Origin of the sequence: Rugamonas violacea, assembly GCF_016461825.1 — a bacterium.
Lineage (GTDB): Bacteria > Pseudomonadota > Gammaproteobacteria > Burkholderiales > Burkholderiaceae_D > Rugamonas.
In genome coordinates this window covers 1-18,668 of record NZ_JAEMNU010000018.1, presented here as the reverse complement: position 1 = coordinate 18,668, position 18,668 = coordinate 1, and the positions used below count along the sequence as shown (strand labels likewise).

Here is an 18,668-nt window from a genome sequence, read left to right as displayed (position 1 = left end):
CGGACCCCGAGGGGTCCGACCCCAGCTCTTTGCCTCTGGGTGTTGCCAAGGCCGCCGCCGCCCCAAACCGCCGCGCTAGCGCGCCAGCCAGCCCAGGCTCTTGCCGTCGGCGTTGTGGATGTACAGGCGCTGCGCCGTCTCCGTGGCGCCGGTGGTCAGAGGCGAGTTGCCGCTGGCGTCCTGCAGATCGGCCAGCACCCGACCGTCCTCGTCGAAGGCGATCACATGGCCGTAGGGCTTGGGTGTCGGCCACAAGGGGCGCGGCACGCGCAGCATGAGCTTGCGCAGGAAGGGCCGCCCGGCCATCTTGTCCAGGTCGTTGCGCTGGCCGGCCAGCCCCAGCCAAATGCGGCCGTCCAGGCCGCGCTGCAGGTTGTCCGGATAGCCGGGCAGATTGTCCAACAGCACCCGCGCCTGCGCCGACGGCCGCGCCACGTCCAGTTGCTCGGCCGCGACGGCGATCTTCCACACCCGGTAGCGGCCGCTCTCGCTGACCAGCAGGCTGGCCTGGTCGCCGCTGAGCGCGATGCCGTTGGCGAAACTCAAGCCCTTGGCGACCACCCGCGCCGCCTGCCTGGCCGGATCGTACTCCAGCACCCGCCCGGTGGACGACTGCTCCAGCACGTCGAGCGTGGCCGCCTGCAGGGTGCCGCCCCATTGCGCCGGGCCGAAGCGGGTCGAGGCGTCGGTGAAATAGATCTTGCCGTTGCCGGCGACCACCACGCCGTCGAGAAAGCGCAGCGGCTCGCCGGCAACCGCATCGACCAGCACCGTCGCCTTGCCATTGCCGCCGATCGACAACAGGCCCTTGACGGCATCGGCGACGATCAAGCGGCCGGCCGCGTCGAAGGCCATGCCCAACGGCTTGCCGCCGGTATCGCAGAAGACTTCCTGCGCGCCGCCGTCGGGCTTCATGCGCAGGATGTGGCCGCTGGCGACGCCGGTGTACAGCAAGCCGTCGGCGCCGAAGACCACATGCTCGGGCCCCACTTCGCCCTTCAGGTCGATCTGCCGGACGCCGGCCAGGCGGCTGTTGGGGGCGTGGGCGCCGACGTAACCGGGCGCCGCCGGCGCCTGCCAGGCCAGCGGCTCGATGGGCACGGGCCACAGGCTCAGGTAGGCGGCCGGCACCAGGATCAGTAAAACAGGCAGCAAAATGGTTCTCTTCATTGTCGATGTGACGATCAAAAAGCGAACGATCAGCGGCCTACGCCGCCGCCCGCCCGTGCAACAGATGGCGCAGACGCAGCGGGTCGGCGCCGCCATCGGCGGCCATCGCGATGAAATGGCGCAGCTGCCACTGCTGGGTACGGATGGCGTCCTTGGCAAGCGGCGTGGTCCACGGCGGATAGACGCGCATGGCGCGCTTGCCGCCGACGCCGTCGCGCGACATCACGCCCTTGGCCAGCAGCACCGCGCGGTCGAAGATGAACTGGCCGCGATGGCCGGCGTCGGCCACGCTGACCACCACCACGTCGACGCCGTCGGCGCCGTCGAGCGGGGCGATTTCCGCGTCCGGCGTCGGCCGTTTCCAGATCGTCACGAACTGACCTATCTTGGTCGGCGTGGTCTTGGCGACGCGGAACACCAGCGACAAGCCGGCCAGGTCCAGCCGGCAGGCGCCGTACTCGGCGCTCTCGGCCTCGCGCGCGGGCGCGCCGCCGCCCGCCAGGCCGGCCTGGCGGTAGGCGTCCAGCGCCGCCAGCAGTTGGGGCGGCAAAGGGCCCTGCGCCGGATCACAATTCATCGTATTGATAGTTCCACCCGAAATTCACACTGTAGTAAAGCGCAGACGGCTATAAAACCACCCAAAGGCAAAGAGCCGGGGTCAGACCCTGCGGGGTCTGACCCCAGATTTGCGCCCTGGGGTTTCGCTGACTTCCCCCACGCAACATGCGTTTTCCCGCATTATTGCATTAAATCCAATACGCGATCGAAGATACCACCCCGCCTCCAAGCATCTTCACCCGCCGCGCCGATTTCGCCGATAATACCGGGAACATCGCCCGCCGCACCGGCGCGGCGCCCGCAATTGCTTTGGAAACAACATGACCCAATTGACCATCATCGTCGCCATGGACACCCAGCGCGGCATCGGCATCGACAACACCCTGCCCTGGAAGCTGCCGGAGGACATGGCGCACTTCAAGCGCGTCACCACCGGCCACCCCATCGTCATGGGTCGCAAAACCTTCGACTCGATCGGCCGGCCGCTGCCGGGCCGGCGCAACATCGTCATCACGCGCAACCAGGACTGGCGCCACGACGGCGTCGAGACGGCCTCGTCGATCGAAGCCGCCGTCGCCCTGGTGGCCGGCCAAACGGCCTTCATCATCGGCGGCGCCGACATCTACACCCAGGCGATGGCCGTGGCCGATCAATTGATCGTCACCGAGGTCAAAAAGCTCTATAGTTGCGACGCGTTCTTCCCGCCGATCGACCCCGCCCAGTGGCGGGAAGACGAGCGCGAGGAGCACTCGTCCCCAAGTGCCGATCTGCAATACGCCTTTGTCACTTGGCGCCGCACGCCGGCGCCGCTTGTTTGACGCTTGTTTGACGCTTATTTGACACTTTCTCAACACTTTTTAGGATTCAAAAGACCATGTCAGGAGACGGTTTTCACGTTCACGGCCCGCACGACCACGCGGTGGAACACGCGGCGCACGGCGGCGATGGTTTTTCCAGCAACATCGCCGTCATGACGGCGATCCTCGCCACCGTCGGCGCCATGTTCGGCTACCAGGGCGGCGCCACGCAGAACGACGCGGCGCTGTTCAAGAACAACGCCGCGATCGACAAGACGCAGGCTGCCAACAGCTGGAATTACTACCAGGCCAAGTCGAACAAGCAGAACCTGGCCGAGCTGGCCGCCACCCTGCCCGGCGTCGACCCGGAAAAGTACAAGGCCGACGTGGCCCGCTACAAGGGCGAAAAAGAGGACATCAAGAAGGAGGCCGAGAAATGGGAGGCCTCCTCGACCGAGTGGAACCATAAATCGGACGAGGCGATGCACCAGCACCACCAGTGGGCGCTGGCCACCACCGCCGAGCAGATCGCCATCTCGCTGGCCGCCATTACCCTGCTGACGCGCAAGAAATGGCTGCAGGGCGCGGCCTACGCCGTGGCCGGCGTCGGCATCGCGCTGGGCGCCTTCGCCTGGCTGCACGTCGATCCGATCGGCGCGCTGATGCTGAAACTGGGCGCCGGCGCGGCCGGCCACTAGCCGCGCCGGCGGCCGCGCCAAGGCCGATGGCCACGGCGCTTAGCCGCCTGTCATCGCCGTGTCACACCGTTGCCACACTATGCGGGATTGTCGCTTGTAAATTTCTGTATGATTTTTCACCAGATCGGCAGCATTTCTGCGAGAATCCCGTTCTTATTTTTTTTTGGCGCCGTTGCGCCCTGCCCGCCCCGCCAATCGATGGCCAGGGGCGGTCTTCTTTTCTGGAGACAGCATGAAATTTCGTTTCCCCATCGTCATCATTGACGAGGATTTCCGTTCTGAAAATACGTCCGGCCTGGGCATCCGCGCCCTGGCCGCCGCGATGGAAAAAGAAGGCATGGAAGTGCTGGGCGTAACCAGTTATGGCGACCTGTCGCAGTTCGCCCAACAGCAATCGCGCGCCTCGGCGTTCGTGCTGTCGATCGACGACGAGGAGTTCGGCACCGGCTCGGTCGAGGAAACCGACCACGCCCTGAAGTCGCTGCGCGCCTTCGTCGAGGAAATCCGCTACAAGAACGCCGACATCCCGATCTACCTGTACGGCGAAACGCGCACCTCGCGCCACATCCCCAACGACATCCTGCGCGAGCTGCACGGCTTCATCCACATGTTCGAGGACACGCCGGAATTCGTCGCCCGCCACATCATCCGCGAAGCCAAGTCCTACCTGGACGGCCTGTCGCCGCCGTTCTTCCGCGCCCTGGTGCACTACGCCAACGACGGCTCCTACTCCTGGCACTGCCCCGGCCACTCGGGCGGCGTGGCCTTCCTGAAGTCGCCGATCGGCCAGATGTTCCACCAGTTCTTCGGCGAGAACATGCTGCGCGCCGACGTCTGCAACGCCGTCGAGGAACTCGGCCAGCTGCTCGACCACACCGGCCCGATCGCCGCCTCGGAACGCAACGCGGCGCGCATCTTCAACGCCGACCATTGCTATTTCGTCACCAACGGCACCTCGACCTCGAACAAGATGGTCTGGCACTCGACCGTCGCGCCGGGCGACATCGTGGTGGTCGACCGCAACTGCCACAAGTCGATCCTGCACTCGATCATCATGTGCGGCGCGATCCCCGTCTTCCTGATGCCGACCCGCAACCACCTCGGCATCATCGGCCCGATCCCGCTGGAAGAGTTCACGCCGGAAAGCATCGCCCGCAAGATCGAGGCCAATCCCTTCGCCCGCGAAGCCGCCAACAAGAAGCCGCGCATTCTGACCATCACCCAGTCGACCTACGACGGCGTGATCTACAACGTCGAGACCCTGCGCGAAATGCTTGACGGCAAGATCGACACCCTCCACTTCGACGAAGCGTGGCTGCCGCACGCCACCTTCCACGATTTCTACAAGGACATGCACGCAATCGGCAAGGACCGCCCGCGCGCCAAGGAGTCGATGATCTTCTCGACCCAGTCGACCCACAAGTTGCTCGCCGGCCTGTCGCAGGCCTCGCAGATCCTGGTGCGCGAGTCGGACTCGGTCAAGCTCGACCTGGACGCCTTCAACGAGGCCTACCTGATGCACACCTCGACCTCGCCGCAATACTCGATCATCGCCTCCTGCGACGTCGCCGCCGCGATGATGGAAGCGCCGGGCGGCACCGCCCTGGTGGAGGAATCGATCATCGAGGCGCTCGACTTCCGTCGCGCCATGAAGAAGATCGACCTGGAATGGGGCAAGGACTGGTGGTTCCAGGTCTGGGGACCGAACAGCTTCGCCGAGGAAGGCATCGGCTCGCGCGAGGACTGGATCATCCACGCCGACGACGACTGGCACGGCTTCGGCAAGCTGGCGCCGGGCTTCAACATGCTCGACCCGATCAAGGCGACCATCGTCAACCCCGGCCTGTCGCTTGACGGCCAGTTCGGCGACACCGGCATCCCGGCCTCGATCGTCACCAAGTACCTGGCCGAGCACGGCGTCATCATCGAGAAGTGCGGCCTATACTCGTTCTTCATCATGTTCACCATCGGCATCACCAAGGGCCGCTGGAACACCCTGCTGACCGCTTTGCAGCAGTTCAAGGACGACTACGACAAGAACCAGCCGATGTGGCGCATCCTGCCGGAGTTCGCGGCGGCCAACCCGCGCTACGAGAAGATGGGCCTGCGCGACCTGTGCCAGCAGATCCACGACTTCTACAAGGCCTACGACGTGGCGCGCCTGACCACCGAGATGTACCTGTCGGACATGGTCCCGGCGATGAAGCCGTCGGACGCCTTCGCCAAGATGGCCCACCGCGAGATCGAACGGGTCGCCATCGACGAACTGGAAGGCCGCATCACCTCGATCCTGCTGACGCCGTATCCACCGGGCATTCCGCTGCTGATCCCGGGCGAGCGCTTCAACAAGACCATCGTCGACTACCTGCGCTTCGCGCGCGACTTCAACGAGCGCTTCCCCGGCTTCGAGACGGACGTGCACGGCCTGGTCAAGCGCGAGGTGGACGGCAAGCGCGGCTACTTCGTCGACTGCGTCAAACAGTAAGCGGCACAGCGGGCGGCCCCGCGGGGTGCGCCGCGACGCCGAGCAAACCCACCGGCGCAAACCTGGGGTCGGACCCAGCGGGTCCGACCCCGGCTCTTCGCCGCTGGGGTGTGCTGGCGTCCCGGTCGCCTTGACACGAAAAAAGCGGCCGCGCCGCTTGCCCCAGGGCGGCCTCGGCCGCCCTTTTTCACGTCCACCGGGTCCACCGGGTCCACCGGGTCCGCCGGGTCCGCCGGCGACCCGGCCCCGGCATGAACCCTACTGCATGAACCAGCCGTGGCTGACCACCAGCGACTGCCCGGTCAGCGCGTTGGACGGGAAGCTGGCGAACAGCAGCGCCACCTCGGCCACGTCGGCGGTGGTGGTGAACTCGCCGTCGACGGTATCCTTCAACATCACCGTCTTGACCACCTCGTCCTCGCTGATGCCCAGCGTCTTGGCCTGCTCGGGGATCTGCTTGTCGACCAGCGGCGTGCGCACGAAGCCGGGGCAAATCACGTTGGCGCGCACGCCGTGGGCGGCGCCCTCCTTGGCGACCACCTTGGCCAGGCCGATCAGGCCGTGCTTGGCCGTCACGTAGGGCGCCTTCAACAGCGAGGCCTCCTTCGAGTGCACCGAACCCATGTAGATGACGCTGCCGCCCCGGCCCGAGGCGTACATGTGCGGCAGGCAAGCCTTGGTGGTGAGAAAAGCGCCGTCGAGATGGATCGCCAGCATCTTCTTCCATTCGGCGAAAGGAAAATCTTCCAGCGGATGGACGATCTGGATGCCGGCGTTGCTGACCAGCACGTCGATGCCGCCCCAGGCCGCCACCACGGCGGCGATGCCGGCGTTCACTTGCGCCTCGTCGGTGACGTCCATCGCCACGCCCATCGCGCCGCCGCCGATGGCGTCGATCTCGGCGGCGGTGGCGTTGGCGGCGTCCAGATTCAGGTCGGCGATGACGATGCGGGCGCCCTCGCGGGCGAAGGTCAAGGCGATTTCCTTGCCGATGCCGCTGGCGGCGCCGGTCACGACGCAGACTTTGTCTTTCAGTTTCATCTTGGTTCTCCTGTGGGTGGTACGAGGTAGTCGAAGGCCACTGTGCCGAGGCCCAGGGTCAAATCGGTGAGGATGTGGGTGCCGGAGATCACCTCCAGCACCGGCAGTTGGGCCACCTGGGCCAGCGCGTGGTGGGCCAGTTGCAGCGCGGCGGGGCCGCTCCAGGCGCCCTTCACCTGCACGTCCTCCAGGTAGTAGCGCACCAGTTCGCAGATGCGCGCCGTGCCGTCGACGTGGGGAATGATCTTCAGCAGGAAGCTGGGCGCCAGCAGGCCGGCCAGCACCGGCCCCGGGTCGAGCGTGACGTGCTTGTAGCCCATCGAGGCCGAGGCGACCCGCATCGGGCCGTAGTCCAGCGTGCCGATCAAGGTGTCCTTGTCGACGCCCAGCGCCGGCGAGGCCAGCTTCTTCGGAAAGCCCCACAGCTCGCGGCCGCCGGCGATCGGCGCGTCGTCGTTCAGGTACATCGAATGGACGTAGCTGCCGCGCTCGCCTTCGAAAGTGACCGGGATCACCTGGCCGGCCTCGGTGTAGTCGCCGAAGCCGGTCGAGTCGGGCATGCGGATGAACTCGAAGCGGACGATGGGCTCGTCGAACTGCAGCGGTTCGGGGATGATCGCCCGCAGCGCGTCGGGGTCGGTGCGATAAGTGACGATGAAGAACTCGCGGTTGACGAAGCGATATGGACCGCGCGGATAGGACGGACTGGTCAGTGGCATGGCGAATGCAGTCTTGCGGACATCATCTATTTTCATGGAAGCTCCGTTCGCTGGTGGCGGCTGGTCGACGCGCCAGACCGGCGCGCCGAGGGGACGGCGCGCGTCGACGCCGCGCCCGGCGCGAACGCGCGGGCTGCGGCAATCTGGCGCACCTCGAATAAACCGAATTCGTCGCTCCCGCCTGCGGAGCGGTCCGCCGCACAGGCGGGAATCTCTACCCCGCATGTCCATTGGCTCAGCATGGGTTCCCGCCTGCGCGGGAACGACAATTTGGTGGTTTTTCGAAGTGCCCTTTAGTGGTGTCCATTAAGCGCGCAATTCCCGCCCCCATCTGTGCGCCAGCGAACAAAGCGGGCCGTCCGGGCGGGCGCGACGACGACAGCAGGCGGCAGGCGGCAGGCGGCAGGCGGCAGGCGGCAGGCGGCAGGCGGGCACGATTGGCGCACATCAAGCGCCGTGACGCCGGCGGATTTATAGTGCATCTGCGCCGCCCCACCGGCCGAGCGGACGCGCCTCAACTTGCCGGTTCGACTCCCACCGTTCAAACAACATGGCTTTCCTGCAGGCGCCGTCGGTTTGGCTGCACGTCCACGATCAAGCCGGATCGCCCGCTGCAACTCGGATCAAAAGCGAGCTGGAGCAATTGGGGCTGGTCCTGCTGCCGGCCGCCGCGCCGCCGCACGCCGCCGGGGGGCGGGGCGGAGCTGGGACTGGAGCCCGGACCGGGGCCGGGCTCGGGGTCGGGATCGGAACCAGGGCCGGGGCCGGGAGCTGTGGCGGGAGCGGGAGCGGGAGCGGAATTGGAACCGGGGCCGCGACCGGGGTTGCCATTCTGCTCTTCGCGGCGGCTGACCAGGCGCTGTCGCAACGCCTGGGCGAACTGGCCGGCGGTGCCGTGCTGGCGCTCGCCGTCGCCGCCGAGCCGCCCGCCGCCGACACGCTGTGGGCGCTGCTTGAGGCCGGCGCCAGCGATGTGCTGTGGTGGCCGCCGACGGCCGGCGCCGACGTCGCCAGCCAGGTGCTGGCCCGCCTGCGCCGCTGGCAGGAGGTGCAGCAGTTGATGGACTCGGCCGCCGTGCGCGGCTGTCTGGTGGGCGACAGCGCGGCATGGCGCGCGCTGGTGCGCGGCGTGGTCGAGGTCGCCGCCTTCACCCAGTCGCCGGTGCTCATCACCGGCGAAACGGGCACCGGCAAGGACCTGATCGCCCAGCTGATCCACCGCCTCAGCGGCTGCCAGGGCGAGTTGACCGTGCTCGACTGCACCACGCTGTCGCCGGAGCTGTGCGGCAGCGAGCTGTTCGGCCACGAGAAAGGCGCCTTCACCGGCGCCGCCGCCCGCGACGGCGCCTTCGCGCTGGCCGACGGCGGCGTGCTGTTCGTCGACGAGGTCGGCGAGCTGCCGCTGCCGCTGCAGGCCCAGCTGCTGCGCGCGGTGCAGGAACGCAAGTACAAGCGGCTCGGCGGCAACAGCTGGCAGCCCACCCAGTTCCGTCTGGTCTGCGCCACCAACCGCGAGCTCGAGGCCGAGGTGGCGCAGGGCCGCTTCCGCGCCGACCTGTACTACCGCATCGCCGGCTGGCGTTGCCGCCCGCCGCCACTGCGCGAACGGCCCGACGACATCCTGCCGCTGGTCGGCCACTTCCTGGCCCAAATGGCGCCGGCCGGCGCGCCGGGCCGCGACGTCGGCGCGCTCGACCCGGCGGTGCGGCAATATCTGTTGACGCGCGACTATCCCGGCAACGTGCGCGAGCTGCGCCAGACGGTGGCGCGCATCTGGCACCGCCACAGCGGCCCGGGGCCGATCACCGTCGGCGCCGTGCCGCCGGACGAGCGGCTCGGCACCGGCACCGGCCGGCGCTGGCCGGGTGCCGGCTTCGAGGCGGCCGTGCGCCACGCCATCGACCTGGGCGTCGGCCTGAGCGCCATCAGCCAGGCCGCCGGCGACATCGCCGTGCGCATCGTGCTCGAACAGGAGGGCGGCAGCAACCAGCGCGCCGCGCTGCGCCTGGGCGTGAGCGACCGCACCTTGCAACTGCGCCGCAAGGCCCGCCAGGCCGGCACCGAGGCCGAGGCCGACGGCAGCGAATGATATCGGGATGGATTATCGGGATAGATATCGGGATCGATGCCGGGATGGATGCCGGGATGGATGCCGGGCTTGGTGCAGCGATGTAAGTGCCGACAAGTCGCGCTTGATGCCGCATCAAGCCCGCCTCGCGCGCCGTGCGGTATAGTCGCCCGATGACCTGGCTAAGCGAGCGATTCGAACTATCCCACGGCGACGGCGCGCAGCCGCTGCGGCCGATGGAGGGCCTGCGCGGGCTGGCCGTGCTGCTGGTGTTCCTGGTCCACTACACCACGCTGGCGGCGCCCTGGCTGGACGGCGCGTCGCTGTCGGCGTTGCTGGCGCGCCTGCTGCACCTGGCCGGCAACAGCGGCGTCGACCTGTTCTTCGTCCTCAGCGGCTACCTGATCTATGGTTCGTTGATCGCCCGCCGGCAGGCCTTCCTACCCTTCATGCGGCGCCGTCTGATGCGCATCTACCCGACCTACGGCGCCGTGTTCCTGCTGTACCTGGCGCTGTCGCTGGCCGTCCCCGCCGAAAGCAAGATCCCGCCAGCGGCGGTGGACGCCACGCGCTACCTGCTACACAACCTGCTGCTGCTCGCGCCGCTACTCGGCGAGGCGCCGCTGATCACCGTCTCCTGGTCGCTCAGCTACGAGCTGTTCTACTACCTGGCGACACCGCTGCTGATCGCCGCCTTCGGCCTGCGCCGGCGACGCCGCCGCTGGCGTGTCGCCTTCCTGTTCGCCGTGGCCGGCGCCATTGTCGCCGGCTACCTCGCCTTCGGCGTCCCGCTGCGCTCGCTGATGTTCGTCGCCGGCGCCCTGCTGCACGAGGCGCGCGGCCATCGTCGCGACCTGGGCGGCCGCCGGCGTCCACCCGGCGAGGCCGTGACGCTGGCGGCACTGGCCGGCGCACTGGTCCTCCTCATGCTGCCGCTGGCCGCGCCGCTGAAGATCGTCGTGCTGGCCGCCGCCCTGTACCGGCTCTGCCTGTGCTGCTTCGAGCGAGCGCAGGGCCGGCTGGCGCGGGTTTTCTGTTTCGCCCCGCTGCGCTGGCTGGGCAATATGAGCTACTCCTACTACCTGCTGCACGGCCTGCTGCTCAAGGCCGCCCTCGCCGCGTTGGCGCGCCTGCCCCAGCCCGAGCCTGGGCCGCTGCTGTTCTGGGGCATGCTGCCGCTGCTGCTGGCCGTGACGCTGGCCGGCGCCGCCGCGCTGTTCCTGTTGGTCGAACGGCCGCTGTCGCTGGCGCCGCGCCGCGCCTCATTCCTGGCCAGTCAGGCGTAGAAAGTTCCCGCCCAAAATCAGCGCCTCGTCCGACGCCGACAGCTCCAGCAAGCGCACCTTGTGCAGCTCCAAGCCCGGATGCAACCACGGCCCGTCGGTACCGAACAAGACCTTGTGCGCGCCGGCCCGCCGCACCGCCTGGCGCAGCAGGTCGAAGCGGCGCACGCCGGAGGTGTCGGTGTAGATGTTGCGATGGCGCCGCAGATGGTCGATCAGCGCCAGCTGGGCCGCCCAGTCGTCGGAGAAACTGCCCAAGTGCGGCAGGATGAAGTTGACGTCCGGGTAGTCCTGCGCCAGCAACTCGGCCACCGCCACCTCGCCCATCGGATCGTACAGCACCGGCAAACGCCAGGCCCGCGCCGCCGCGCACACCTCGCCGTTGATACGGCCGTCGTGGCGGTGCACCTTGATGCCAACGAAGCCGTGCCGCTCGACCGCCTCGCCGACCATGCGCGCGATGCGGCCCCGGTCGCGCACCGGGTGGACGAAGGCGAAGCCGTAGAAGCGCTGCGGATCGGCGGCGACGATGCGCGCCACCGCCCGGTTGGCCAGCGTGTAGTCCGAGTGGAAGGTGGCGAACAGCACGCTGCGCGCGATGCCGGCCCGCTCGGCGCGGCGCAGGTAGTGGCGCAGGTCGGCGTGGGCGTCCCACGGCCCGGACAAGCCGTCGCCCGGGCCGGCGTGGCAGTGGCAGTCGATAATCATCGGCGGCCACCGTTCACCAGTCGCCCATCAGCACGATGCGGTTGCCGCGCCGGCGCCAGCGCCCCGTCACCACCGTCGGCAAGGTGCCGCGTGCGCGGATCACCGGGTCCGGCGAGATGTAGGGCAGATGGCGCCGCAGCGACACCAGCAGCGCGCCGCGCAACGCCCCTGGGCTGCCGTCGCCGCGCCCGGCCAGCTGCGCCGCGCTACCGGCCAGACGCACGAAGCGGCGCGCCGTCTCGTACTCGCGCTGCACCGGTTCCATGCCCTCGAACTCCATTTCCAGCGCGTTGCTGGCGGCGCGGCCCAGGGCCGTGCCGAGCGCCGTGCCGACGCCGGGGATCGGAATCATCGAGCCGAGCGCGCCGCCGACGAAGGGCAAGGCCTGCTTGGCCACCGCCTTGAGCGCGCCGCCCAGCGGCGCCGCCACCTTCTTGACGCCCTTCCAGACGCTCTTGAACACATTGCCGAGGAACTGCTCCAGCTCTGCCTCGCTGGTGACCGACAACAGCTCCATCGCCAACTCCTCCTCCTGCTGCGGGCTGAACGGCGCGGCGGCGGCCGGCGCGCCGAACCGCATCACCTCGAATCCCGCCGCCTCGCGCTGGAGACACTTGGCGCATTGGCATGCGGCGGTTTGCATGGCGAACTCCTGTTGATCCTGGTTGCCATCGGCCGCGCCGTCGGAGCCGTCGTTGGCGAAGCCGTTGCCGTTGCCGAAGCCGAAGCCGAAGTCGTTGCCGTTGCCGCCGTCGTTAGCATCTCCCTGCGCGGCGGCCTGGTCGGCGTAGCCGCCATCGGCGCCATCGTCGAACACCGCCGTCGTGGCATAGGGCCAGCCGGGGCCGGCATAAGCGCCGTAGTAGGGCCAGCCATATGGGCCGCGCGGCCAGCCAGCCGGCGCGGGATGCGGCCGGCCATAGCGGCCATCGCCGCGCTGTGGCACAAAGCCGCGCGGGCCGGAGCCGAATTGCCCGGCGGTGCCGGCACCGGCACCTTTTCCCAGCGGTCGCGGTCGCGCCACTTTGCCAGGCCTGGCCTGCGCCCCGCCGGCGACCGGCTGGCCGCCGCGCGGTCCCGGTCGCGCGCCGGCACGCGGTGCCGCACCGCTTGGGCGCGCGCCACCGCCGCGTCCGCCGCCACCGCCACCACCGCCGCCGCGCCCCATGCGCGTGCCGCGCTCGTCCTGCTGCTCGGCCCCCATCCGCCCCTGTTCCGGATACAGCGCCCGGTACGGGTCACGGTAGTCGGCCTGGTACGGCGACTGTTGGCGGGCGCGGTGGCGCGCGCCGAAACCCTGTGGCGGCAGCGGCGAACGGCCCGACACCACGAAGGGCAACATCTCAAATGGCTGATTCATGCTGTCTCCTCAACTGTTGTTCGAGCGCGGCGACGGCCTGCTCGATGTCCTGCGGGCGGTGGTCGGCGCGCAGCAAAAAGCTGAGCGCCGCGCCGCCCTCCGTCATTTGCGCCACCGCTTCGACGCCGTCGCGCGCCAGCGCCGCCTGCAGCGCCGCCGCGTCGACGCCTTCGGCCAGGCGCACCGTCTGCACCGGAAACTGGCCGCCCCGGCACTCGATGCCGCGCGCCGCCAGCGCCCGGCGGAACTGCTCCACCACCCGCCACAGGCTGCGCCGCAGGCCGTCGCCGCAGGCGCGGTTGATGCGCAACGCGCGCTGGCCGGCGGCGATGGCCGCCAGCGACGGCGGGCTGCAGTGGCGCCGCGTCTGGCTGTGCGCCTCGAAACGCGCCACCAGCTCGGCGCTGCCGGCCAACACCGCCAACGGCGCGCCGAAGGCCTTGGCCAGCGAGGCGCCCACCAGCACATGCGGTCCGGCCACGCCGTGACGGCGCAGCGAGCCGCCGCCGGCGCGGCCCAACACGCCGAGCGCCTGGGTGTCGTCCAGCACCAGATAGCCGCCGCCCTCGCCGGCGATGCGCGCCAGCCGCGCCAGCGGCGGCGCGCCCGCCGTGCCGGGGCTGTAGCCGTCGGCCAGGATCAGCGGCCGGCGGCCCCGGCGCGACCACTGCCGCGCCAGCGCGGCGGCGGCGTCGACCGCGCCGTGGCGGAACACCTGTTGCGGCAAGCCGCGCGCCACCGCCCGCTCGGCGCCCCAGCGGGCGATCGGATAGGCGCCGCCGTCGACCAGCAGCGCCAGCGGTTCGGCCGCCAGCATGCCGAACAGGTCCCAGAACAGCTGCATCGTCGAGACCTGCAGCGTGGCCGCCTGGCAGCCCTGCAGCGCCGCCAGCTGGGCCGCCAGCGCCGCCGCGCCGGGCGGTTCCTGCAGCGCCGCCGGCCGCCCCAGGGTCAGCGCCGACCAGGGCGCCAGCGCCCACGCCGGATGGCGCAGGCCCAGGTACAGGGCGCTGGAGAAGTCGGCCATGCCGGCTCAGGCGCTGCGCGCCTGCTCGCTCAAGCGCTGCCGCAGCAGCACCGAGGGGATGGTCGACTCGGCCACCGTGTCGACCGCGTCGATCGACAGGTCGACCCCGGTGGCGGCGCGGTAGGCGTGGATGTAGCCCTGGATCTGCGGCCGCCAGAAGCGCGCCCAGTTGAAGGCCGGCGTCGGCTCGTAGATGTCGCTCCAGGCGCCGTAGCGCACCGACAGCAGCACCTGCTCGCCGAACATGCCCAGGCTGCGGAAGTGCACCACGCTGGTGTCGGTCCAGTTCTGCAGCTTCTTCATGGCGTCGACCCGGTCCATCCACGGCTCCGGGTAGGCCACCATCAGCCGGGTCGGCAGGAACTCGCGGAACTCCGGCCGCGCCAGCAGCCACTGCTGCATCAGCATCTCGATGCGCGCCGTCGACGGCAGGTCGCCGAACTGGTTGTGCGCGCCCTGCGACAGGATCAGGTGCACCTCCTTGAGCGCGTTGAGCACCGGGAAGGCGTCGGCCTTGACGGTGGTGTCGTCGTCCTGCCGGTAGAACGAGGTGCACAGGCGCAGCAGGTGGTGGAAGGCCTCCAGGAAGCGCGAGCGCGTGTCGGCCGGGCGGAAGTTCTGCACCGCCTTGCCGTCGAGCCGCACGCCGTAGTGGTGGTCGTACTCGTAGTTGCGCCGCACCACCGTCAGGCGATGCTGCTCGTCCTGGGTGTAGCCCCAGATCAGGTTGTTGAGGGGCCGCAGCATGTCGATCTCGGTGTTGGCCAGGGCGTCGCTCAGGCCCGGTGCGCGCACGTTCTGGAAGCGCTGAGTGATCGCGTTCATGGTCTGCACCAGCATGCCCTCCTCGTGCCAGTACGACCAGATCAGTTCGAGCAGGCAGGGGTTGGCCAGCTTGTCCTGCAGGATGCCGAAGCACAGGTCGGCCTGCGGCTCCTGGCCGCGCGGGATGGTGATCGGGATGTCGGGCAGCTTGCGGCGGATGATCGCCAGGTAGGGCAAGGTGGCGCTGCCGTCGACGTTCTCCAGGTAGTCGTTGAGCAGCACCGTCTCCAGGTCGCGCCCGGGCGGGATGTCGCGCCGGTCCAGATACGCCTCGTCCTCGGCCGGGTTGAAGGCCAGCGGTTGCGACAGCACGCCGCAGTTGACCATGACGAAGGCCTCGGTGGCCGCCTTCAGCACGCGGTAGGCCTCGGAATCGGTGAAGGGCAGCGCGCGCCGCTTGTTAAGCGAGCCGAACTGCTCGGCCTTCTTGACGAAGCGCTCCCCTTCGAAACCGCGCACCCCGCCGATGTCGCCGCAGAACAGGCCGTCGATGAAGTGCAGGTAGTTGTTGAAGCCCATCGCCTCGGTGCTGTTGCGGATCAAGGTCCACAGCGGCAGGTCCTCGGTCGGCTCGGTTTCGGTGCGGCTCAGCGAGACGCCGACGTTGCCGCCGATCAGCTGAGGGGTGCGCTCGTCGGCGTCGAAGTCGGCCGCCAAGGCGATCATCGCCCGCAACGCGCCGCCCACGCTGCCGACCGCGTCGAGCGGGATCAGGCCGGCCAGCGCCGTGTCGGGCCGCCGCGCCAGCAGCATCTGCGCCTCGAAGCGGTGCACGCCGGGACGCCGCACCACGTAGCTGAAACCGTAGTCGTCGTCGCGCTCGATCAGCCACGGCGCCGCCGCCAGCACCTGCACGTTGGCCCGCGTGTTGGCGTCCTGGTCGCCGAAGAAGGACACCTTGGCGCGCACCCGGTCGGCCACCCGCGCCGTGCGGCAGGTGCTCGGCTTGCAGTCCGGCGTCTCGAAGCTGAGTGTGACGCCCGGCTCCAGGGCCAGTTCGAAGCACAGCAGCGCGCCGCAGCCGGCGTGCACCTGGGCGCACTGCGGCGGCGTGACGGGGAAGTTCTCGTAGGCGGCGACATAGGCGCCCGGCGCCAGTTCGGCGAACACGGCGTAGCCGCGCGCGTCGGTGAAGCGGGTGTCGACCAGCACGTCGCTGCGGCCGTCCCATCGCAGCGGGTCGAAATTGGCGCAATCGACCATGGCGCAGCGGTACAGCGCGATGGCGGCGTTGACCACGACGGCGCCGCTGGCGCGCTCGTGCACGCTGACCTGCAGCGAGCCGGGCCGGCTATCCCTGGGCGGCGGATTGACCGATGGATTGATCGGCGGATGGGCCGGCGGATTGGCCGGCGCGATCTTGGTACTCATGGCACTCATAGCTAACTCCTTCAAGATGGACTATCGGATTCAGGCCGCCTCCGCCGCGCCGCGCCGGCCTGTCAGCGCGCCGCACAGGACCGCGGTGTCGAGCGTGCTGCGCAACGCCCAGTGGGTCAGCAGGCGTCCCAGCAAGGCCGCCTCCGGCTCCGGCTCCAGCGTGCCATCGGCGCGCGCCTGGCCCAGCACGGCGAACACCAGCGAGGGCGCGGCGCGGTACATGCGCGCCGGCGCGCGCTGCCACAGGCCGAACAGGCGCGAGAGCCGCTCCGGCTGGCGCGCCGCCACCCCCAGCGCCTGCGGCAGCGAGCTGCCGCGCAGCGCCGCCGGGCGGTGCCGCGCCAGCAGCCGGACCAGCGCCGGCATGCTGGCCTGCAGCGCGCTCAGCTGCGCCAGCAACGCCGGCGCCAGGCCGGCCGGCGGATAGTAGGACTCCCACAGCCGCTCGATGCGGTCCCACTGCCGGTGCGGATACAGCTCGCGCCCCATCGCGCAACTCAGCTTGACGCGTATCCACGGCACCGGATGCGGGTCGTCGGCGTTGAGGCGGAAGACGAAGGGGCGCGGCAGGCTGACCACGCCGATCAGGCCCAGCGTGGCCGTCACGCCGACCCGCGCCAGCGACCAGAAGTCGGCCACGATCTCCGAAATCCAACGCTCCCACAACCGCCAGGCGCCATCGTCGCCGCCGTGCTGCATGGCCTGCAGCAGCGGCCGCAGCGAGTTGACCAGGTCGAGCAGCGCCGCGCCCTGGTGGCCCACCTCGTGCACCAGCGACGAGGCGATGCCGCTGCCGACCATGCGCTCGCGCGGCACCCGCACGATGGCGACCGGATTCTCGCCGCCGCCGGGCAGGCGGGTGCGGGCGCGGCGGATCGCCGCGCCCGGCCCACGGTCCAGATAGCAGACCACCGGCGGCGCCGTGTAGTAGCCGCCGGCCAGCGCCAGCGCATCGGCCGCCACCACGTCCAGGCCGGACAACCAGACCCCGTTCTCGTTCTCGCTGCGCTGGGTGATGACCTCGTTGAACAGGTCGAACTGGGTCAGCGCGGCGTTGAAGCGCAGCCGCAGGAAGGTGAAGCGGCGCTGCGCCTCGGCCGCGCTAGCGCTGCTGGCGGCGCCGTCCAGCCACGCCAGATAGCTCCTGACCAGCGCGCCAAGCTCGCGCCGCCCCGCCGCCAAGTGGCCCTCGATGGCCGACTGCGCCTGCGGCAACAGCGCCGCCGCCGGCACCATCGGCTCGATCAAGGCGAACGGCCGCACCCGCGCCAGGCGCGCCAGCAAAGCGCGCGCCTCCTGCGCCAGCATCCACGAGGCATAAGGAGCGATGGCCATCGCCGTCAGGCTCCGTACAGCACGATCTTCTGGCCTTGGCGCACCCAGCGGCCGGACTGGCCGCGCGCGCCGCCGCGCGCACCGGCGCCGCCGCCGCCAATCGCTTGACCTCCGGCAGCCAGGCCGCCGGCGCCGGCGCCGTTGGCGCAAGCCTGCCCGCCGCCCATGACCCCGGCCGCGCCCCGGCCCAGCAGACCGGGCGCGTGTTGGCGCGCCGCCGCCGTCGCCGCCGACTGGGCGATGGCGCGCGGGTCGCCGCCGCGCGCCTGGGCGGCGCGGGTGACGGTGTCGGCCGCCAGCCGGACGAACTGCTTGGCCCCCTCGTACTCGCGGTCCTCGCCGGACAGCATCTCGGCCTCCAGCCCCAAGGCGCTGCCGGCCGCCGAGGCCAGGCCGCTACCGATCTTGGCGCCCAGCGGGCCGCCGAAATAACCGCCGATGGCGCCGCCGGCCAGCGGGATGGCTTTCTTGGCCACGCCCTTCAGCACGCCGCCTATGGCCTGGCCGACGGGCGACTTGATGACCTGGCCGGCCACCGACGCGGCCTTGCGCAGGAAATTGCCGAGGAACTGTTCAAGTTCGGCCTCGTTGCTGACCGACAGCAGCTCGTTGGCCAGCTCCATCTCCTCGGCTTCGGAAAACAGGCCCTGCAGGCCGCCCTCGCCGCTCCATTCGCCCTGGCCGAACTCGAACTGCTCCGCCTCGTAGCCGGACATCTCCTGTTGACCGAATTCTAGGGTCGTGCGATCTATGTCATGCATGGTGCTCTCCCGAAAAATATGTAACGACAAGTGAAACAACAACGGTCCGGGCGGCCCTTCCGCCCGAACCGGCTACCCGCTCAGACATCGAGCAACACGATGCGGCCGCCCTCGCGGCGCCAGTGGCCCTGGCCCGGCGCCGCGCAGCGCAGCAAACCCGGCGCGTGGCGCCGCGCCGCCCGCCACAGCGCCGCCTGCGTGGCGGCCTCGGAGGTGGCGCCGGCACCGCCCAGCGCGCCGCGCGCCGCATCGCAGGCGAAGCGCACGAAGCGCTGCGCCACCTCGAACTCCTTGTCCTCTGGGCTCAGGCCCTCGAGCTCGATGCCGAAGACGCGCGCGGCGCGGCTCTTCAGGTCGCCGCCGGCCGGCTCCGCCGCAAGCGCCACGGCGCCGTCCGCCGCGCCGCTGCGGATCGGCAGCACGCGGCGCGCCGCGTCGGCCAACGCGCCCGCC

Annotated in this window: 15 protein-coding genes and 1 pseudogene; 5 read left to right on the top strand and 11 right to left on the bottom strand. The window is 69.8% G+C overall.

Features of this window, described 5'->3' with window-relative positions; all coding sequences use genetic code 11:
- Positions 1–75 precede the first annotated feature (75 nt).
- Both H7U20_RS03155 and H7U20_RS03150 read right to left on the bottom strand, forming a co-directional pair.
- Positions 76–1,155, bottom strand: coding sequence for an SMP-30/gluconolactonase/LRE family protein (locus tag H7U20_RS03155; protein WP_370593061.1), 1,080 nt, complete (start codon positions 1,153–1,155; stop codon positions 76–78).
- Positions 1,156–1,207: 52 nt separating this feature from the next.
- A complete protein-coding gene (locus tag H7U20_RS03150) occupies positions 1,208–1,720 on the bottom strand; it encodes a MepB family protein (RefSeq protein ID WP_233410465.1) in 513 nt (170 codons plus the stop codon).
- A 328-nt stretch (positions 1,721–2,048) separates the two neighbouring features.
- On the opposite strand from H7U20_RS03150, the gene H7U20_RS03145 reads away from it, so the two are divergent.
- The 3 genes from H7U20_RS03145 to H7U20_RS03135 all read left to right on the top strand — a co-directional run bounded on the left by H7U20_RS03145 (position 2,049) and on the right by H7U20_RS03135 (position 5,708).
- Positions 2,049–2,546, top strand: coding sequence for a dihydrofolate reductase (locus tag H7U20_RS03145; protein WP_199518161.1), 498 nt, complete (start codon positions 2,049–2,051; stop codon positions 2,544–2,546).
- A gap of 56 nt (positions 2,547–2,602) precedes the next feature.
- Positions 2,603–3,223 (top strand): DUF4337 domain-containing protein, encoded by a 621-nt coding sequence (locus H7U20_RS03140; protein WP_199518160.1) that lies wholly within the window; start codon positions 2,603–2,605, stop codon positions 3,221–3,223.
- A 232-nt stretch (positions 3,224–3,455) separates the two neighbouring features.
- The gene (locus H7U20_RS03135; RefSeq protein ID WP_199518159.1) at positions 3,456–5,708 is read left to right on the top strand and encodes an arginine/lysine/ornithine decarboxylase; all 2,253 of its coding nucleotides are present in this window, start codon (positions 3,456–3,458) and stop codon (positions 5,706–5,708) included.
- A 258-nt stretch (positions 5,709–5,966) separates the two neighbouring features.
- Here the strand turns inward: H7U20_RS03135 and H7U20_RS03130 are convergent, their stop codons facing one another.
- Together H7U20_RS03130 and H7U20_RS03125 are read right to left on the bottom strand one after the other, a co-directional pair.
- The gene (locus H7U20_RS03130; RefSeq protein WP_199518158.1) at positions 5,967–6,749 is read right to left on the bottom strand and encodes a 3-hydroxybutyrate dehydrogenase; all 783 of its coding nucleotides are present in this window, start codon (positions 6,747–6,749) and stop codon (positions 5,967–5,969) included.
- A complete protein-coding gene (locus H7U20_RS03125) occupies positions 6,746–7,504 on the bottom strand; it encodes an acetoacetate decarboxylase (protein WP_199518157.1) in 759 nt (252 codons plus the stop codon). The genes H7U20_RS03130 and H7U20_RS03125 overlap by 4 nt, the downstream gene beginning before the upstream one ends.
- An 859-nt stretch (positions 7,505–8,363) precedes the next feature.
- Here H7U20_RS03125 and H7U20_RS03120 point away from each other — a divergent pair.
- The gene (locus H7U20_RS03120) at positions 8,364–9,557 is read left to right on the top strand and encodes a sigma 54-interacting transcriptional regulator (protein ID WP_370593059.1); all 1,194 of its coding nucleotides are present in this window, start codon (positions 8,364–8,366) and stop codon (positions 9,555–9,557) included.
- Between the two features lie 152 nt (positions 9,558–9,709).
- Positions 9,710–10,822, top strand: coding sequence for an acyltransferase family protein (locus H7U20_RS03115; RefSeq protein ID WP_199518155.1), 1,113 nt, complete (start codon positions 9,710–9,712; stop codon positions 10,820–10,822).
- On the opposite strand, the gene H7U20_RS03110 is transcribed toward H7U20_RS03115, so the two are convergent.
- The 7 genes and pseudogenes from H7U20_RS03110 to H7U20_RS03080 all read right to left on the bottom strand — a co-directional run.
- Positions 10,799–11,527, bottom strand: a complete 729-nt coding sequence (locus H7U20_RS03110; RefSeq protein WP_199518154.1) for an amidohydrolase family protein — start codon at positions 11,525–11,527, stop codon at positions 10,799–10,801. The genes H7U20_RS03115 and H7U20_RS03110 overlap by 24 nt on opposite strands.
- 13 nt (positions 11,528–11,540) lie before the next feature.
- Positions 11,541–12,887, bottom strand: a complete 1,347-nt coding sequence (locus H7U20_RS03105; protein ID WP_199518153.1) for a hypothetical protein — start codon at positions 12,885–12,887, stop codon at positions 11,541–11,543.
- Entirely contained in the window at positions 12,871–13,914 is a 1,044-nt protein-coding gene (locus H7U20_RS03100; RefSeq protein ID WP_199518152.1) for an aminotransferase class I/II-fold pyridoxal phosphate-dependent enzyme, read from the bottom strand. Before H7U20_RS03100 ends, H7U20_RS03105 begins: the two co-directional genes overlap by 17 nt.
- A gap of 6 nt (positions 13,915–13,920) precedes the next feature.
- Entirely contained in the window at positions 13,921–16,119 is a 2,199-nt protein-coding gene (locus tag H7U20_RS03095; protein WP_199518151.1) for a hypothetical protein, read from the bottom strand.
- 30 nt (positions 16,120–16,149) lie between these two features.
- Complete coding sequence (locus H7U20_RS03090; RefSeq protein ID WP_233410464.1) at positions 16,150–17,454, bottom strand: hypothetical protein; 1,305 nt, start codon at positions 17,452–17,454, stop codon at positions 16,150–16,152.
- A gap of 5 nt (positions 17,455–17,459) precedes the next feature.
- A complete protein-coding gene (locus tag H7U20_RS03085; RefSeq protein WP_199518150.1) occupies positions 17,460–18,215 on the bottom strand; it encodes a hypothetical protein in 756 nt (251 codons plus the stop codon).
- Positions 18,216–18,295: 80 nt separating this feature from the next.
- A pseudogene (locus tag H7U20_RS03080) lies at positions 18,296–18,668 on the bottom strand (hypothetical protein); the annotation flags it as partial.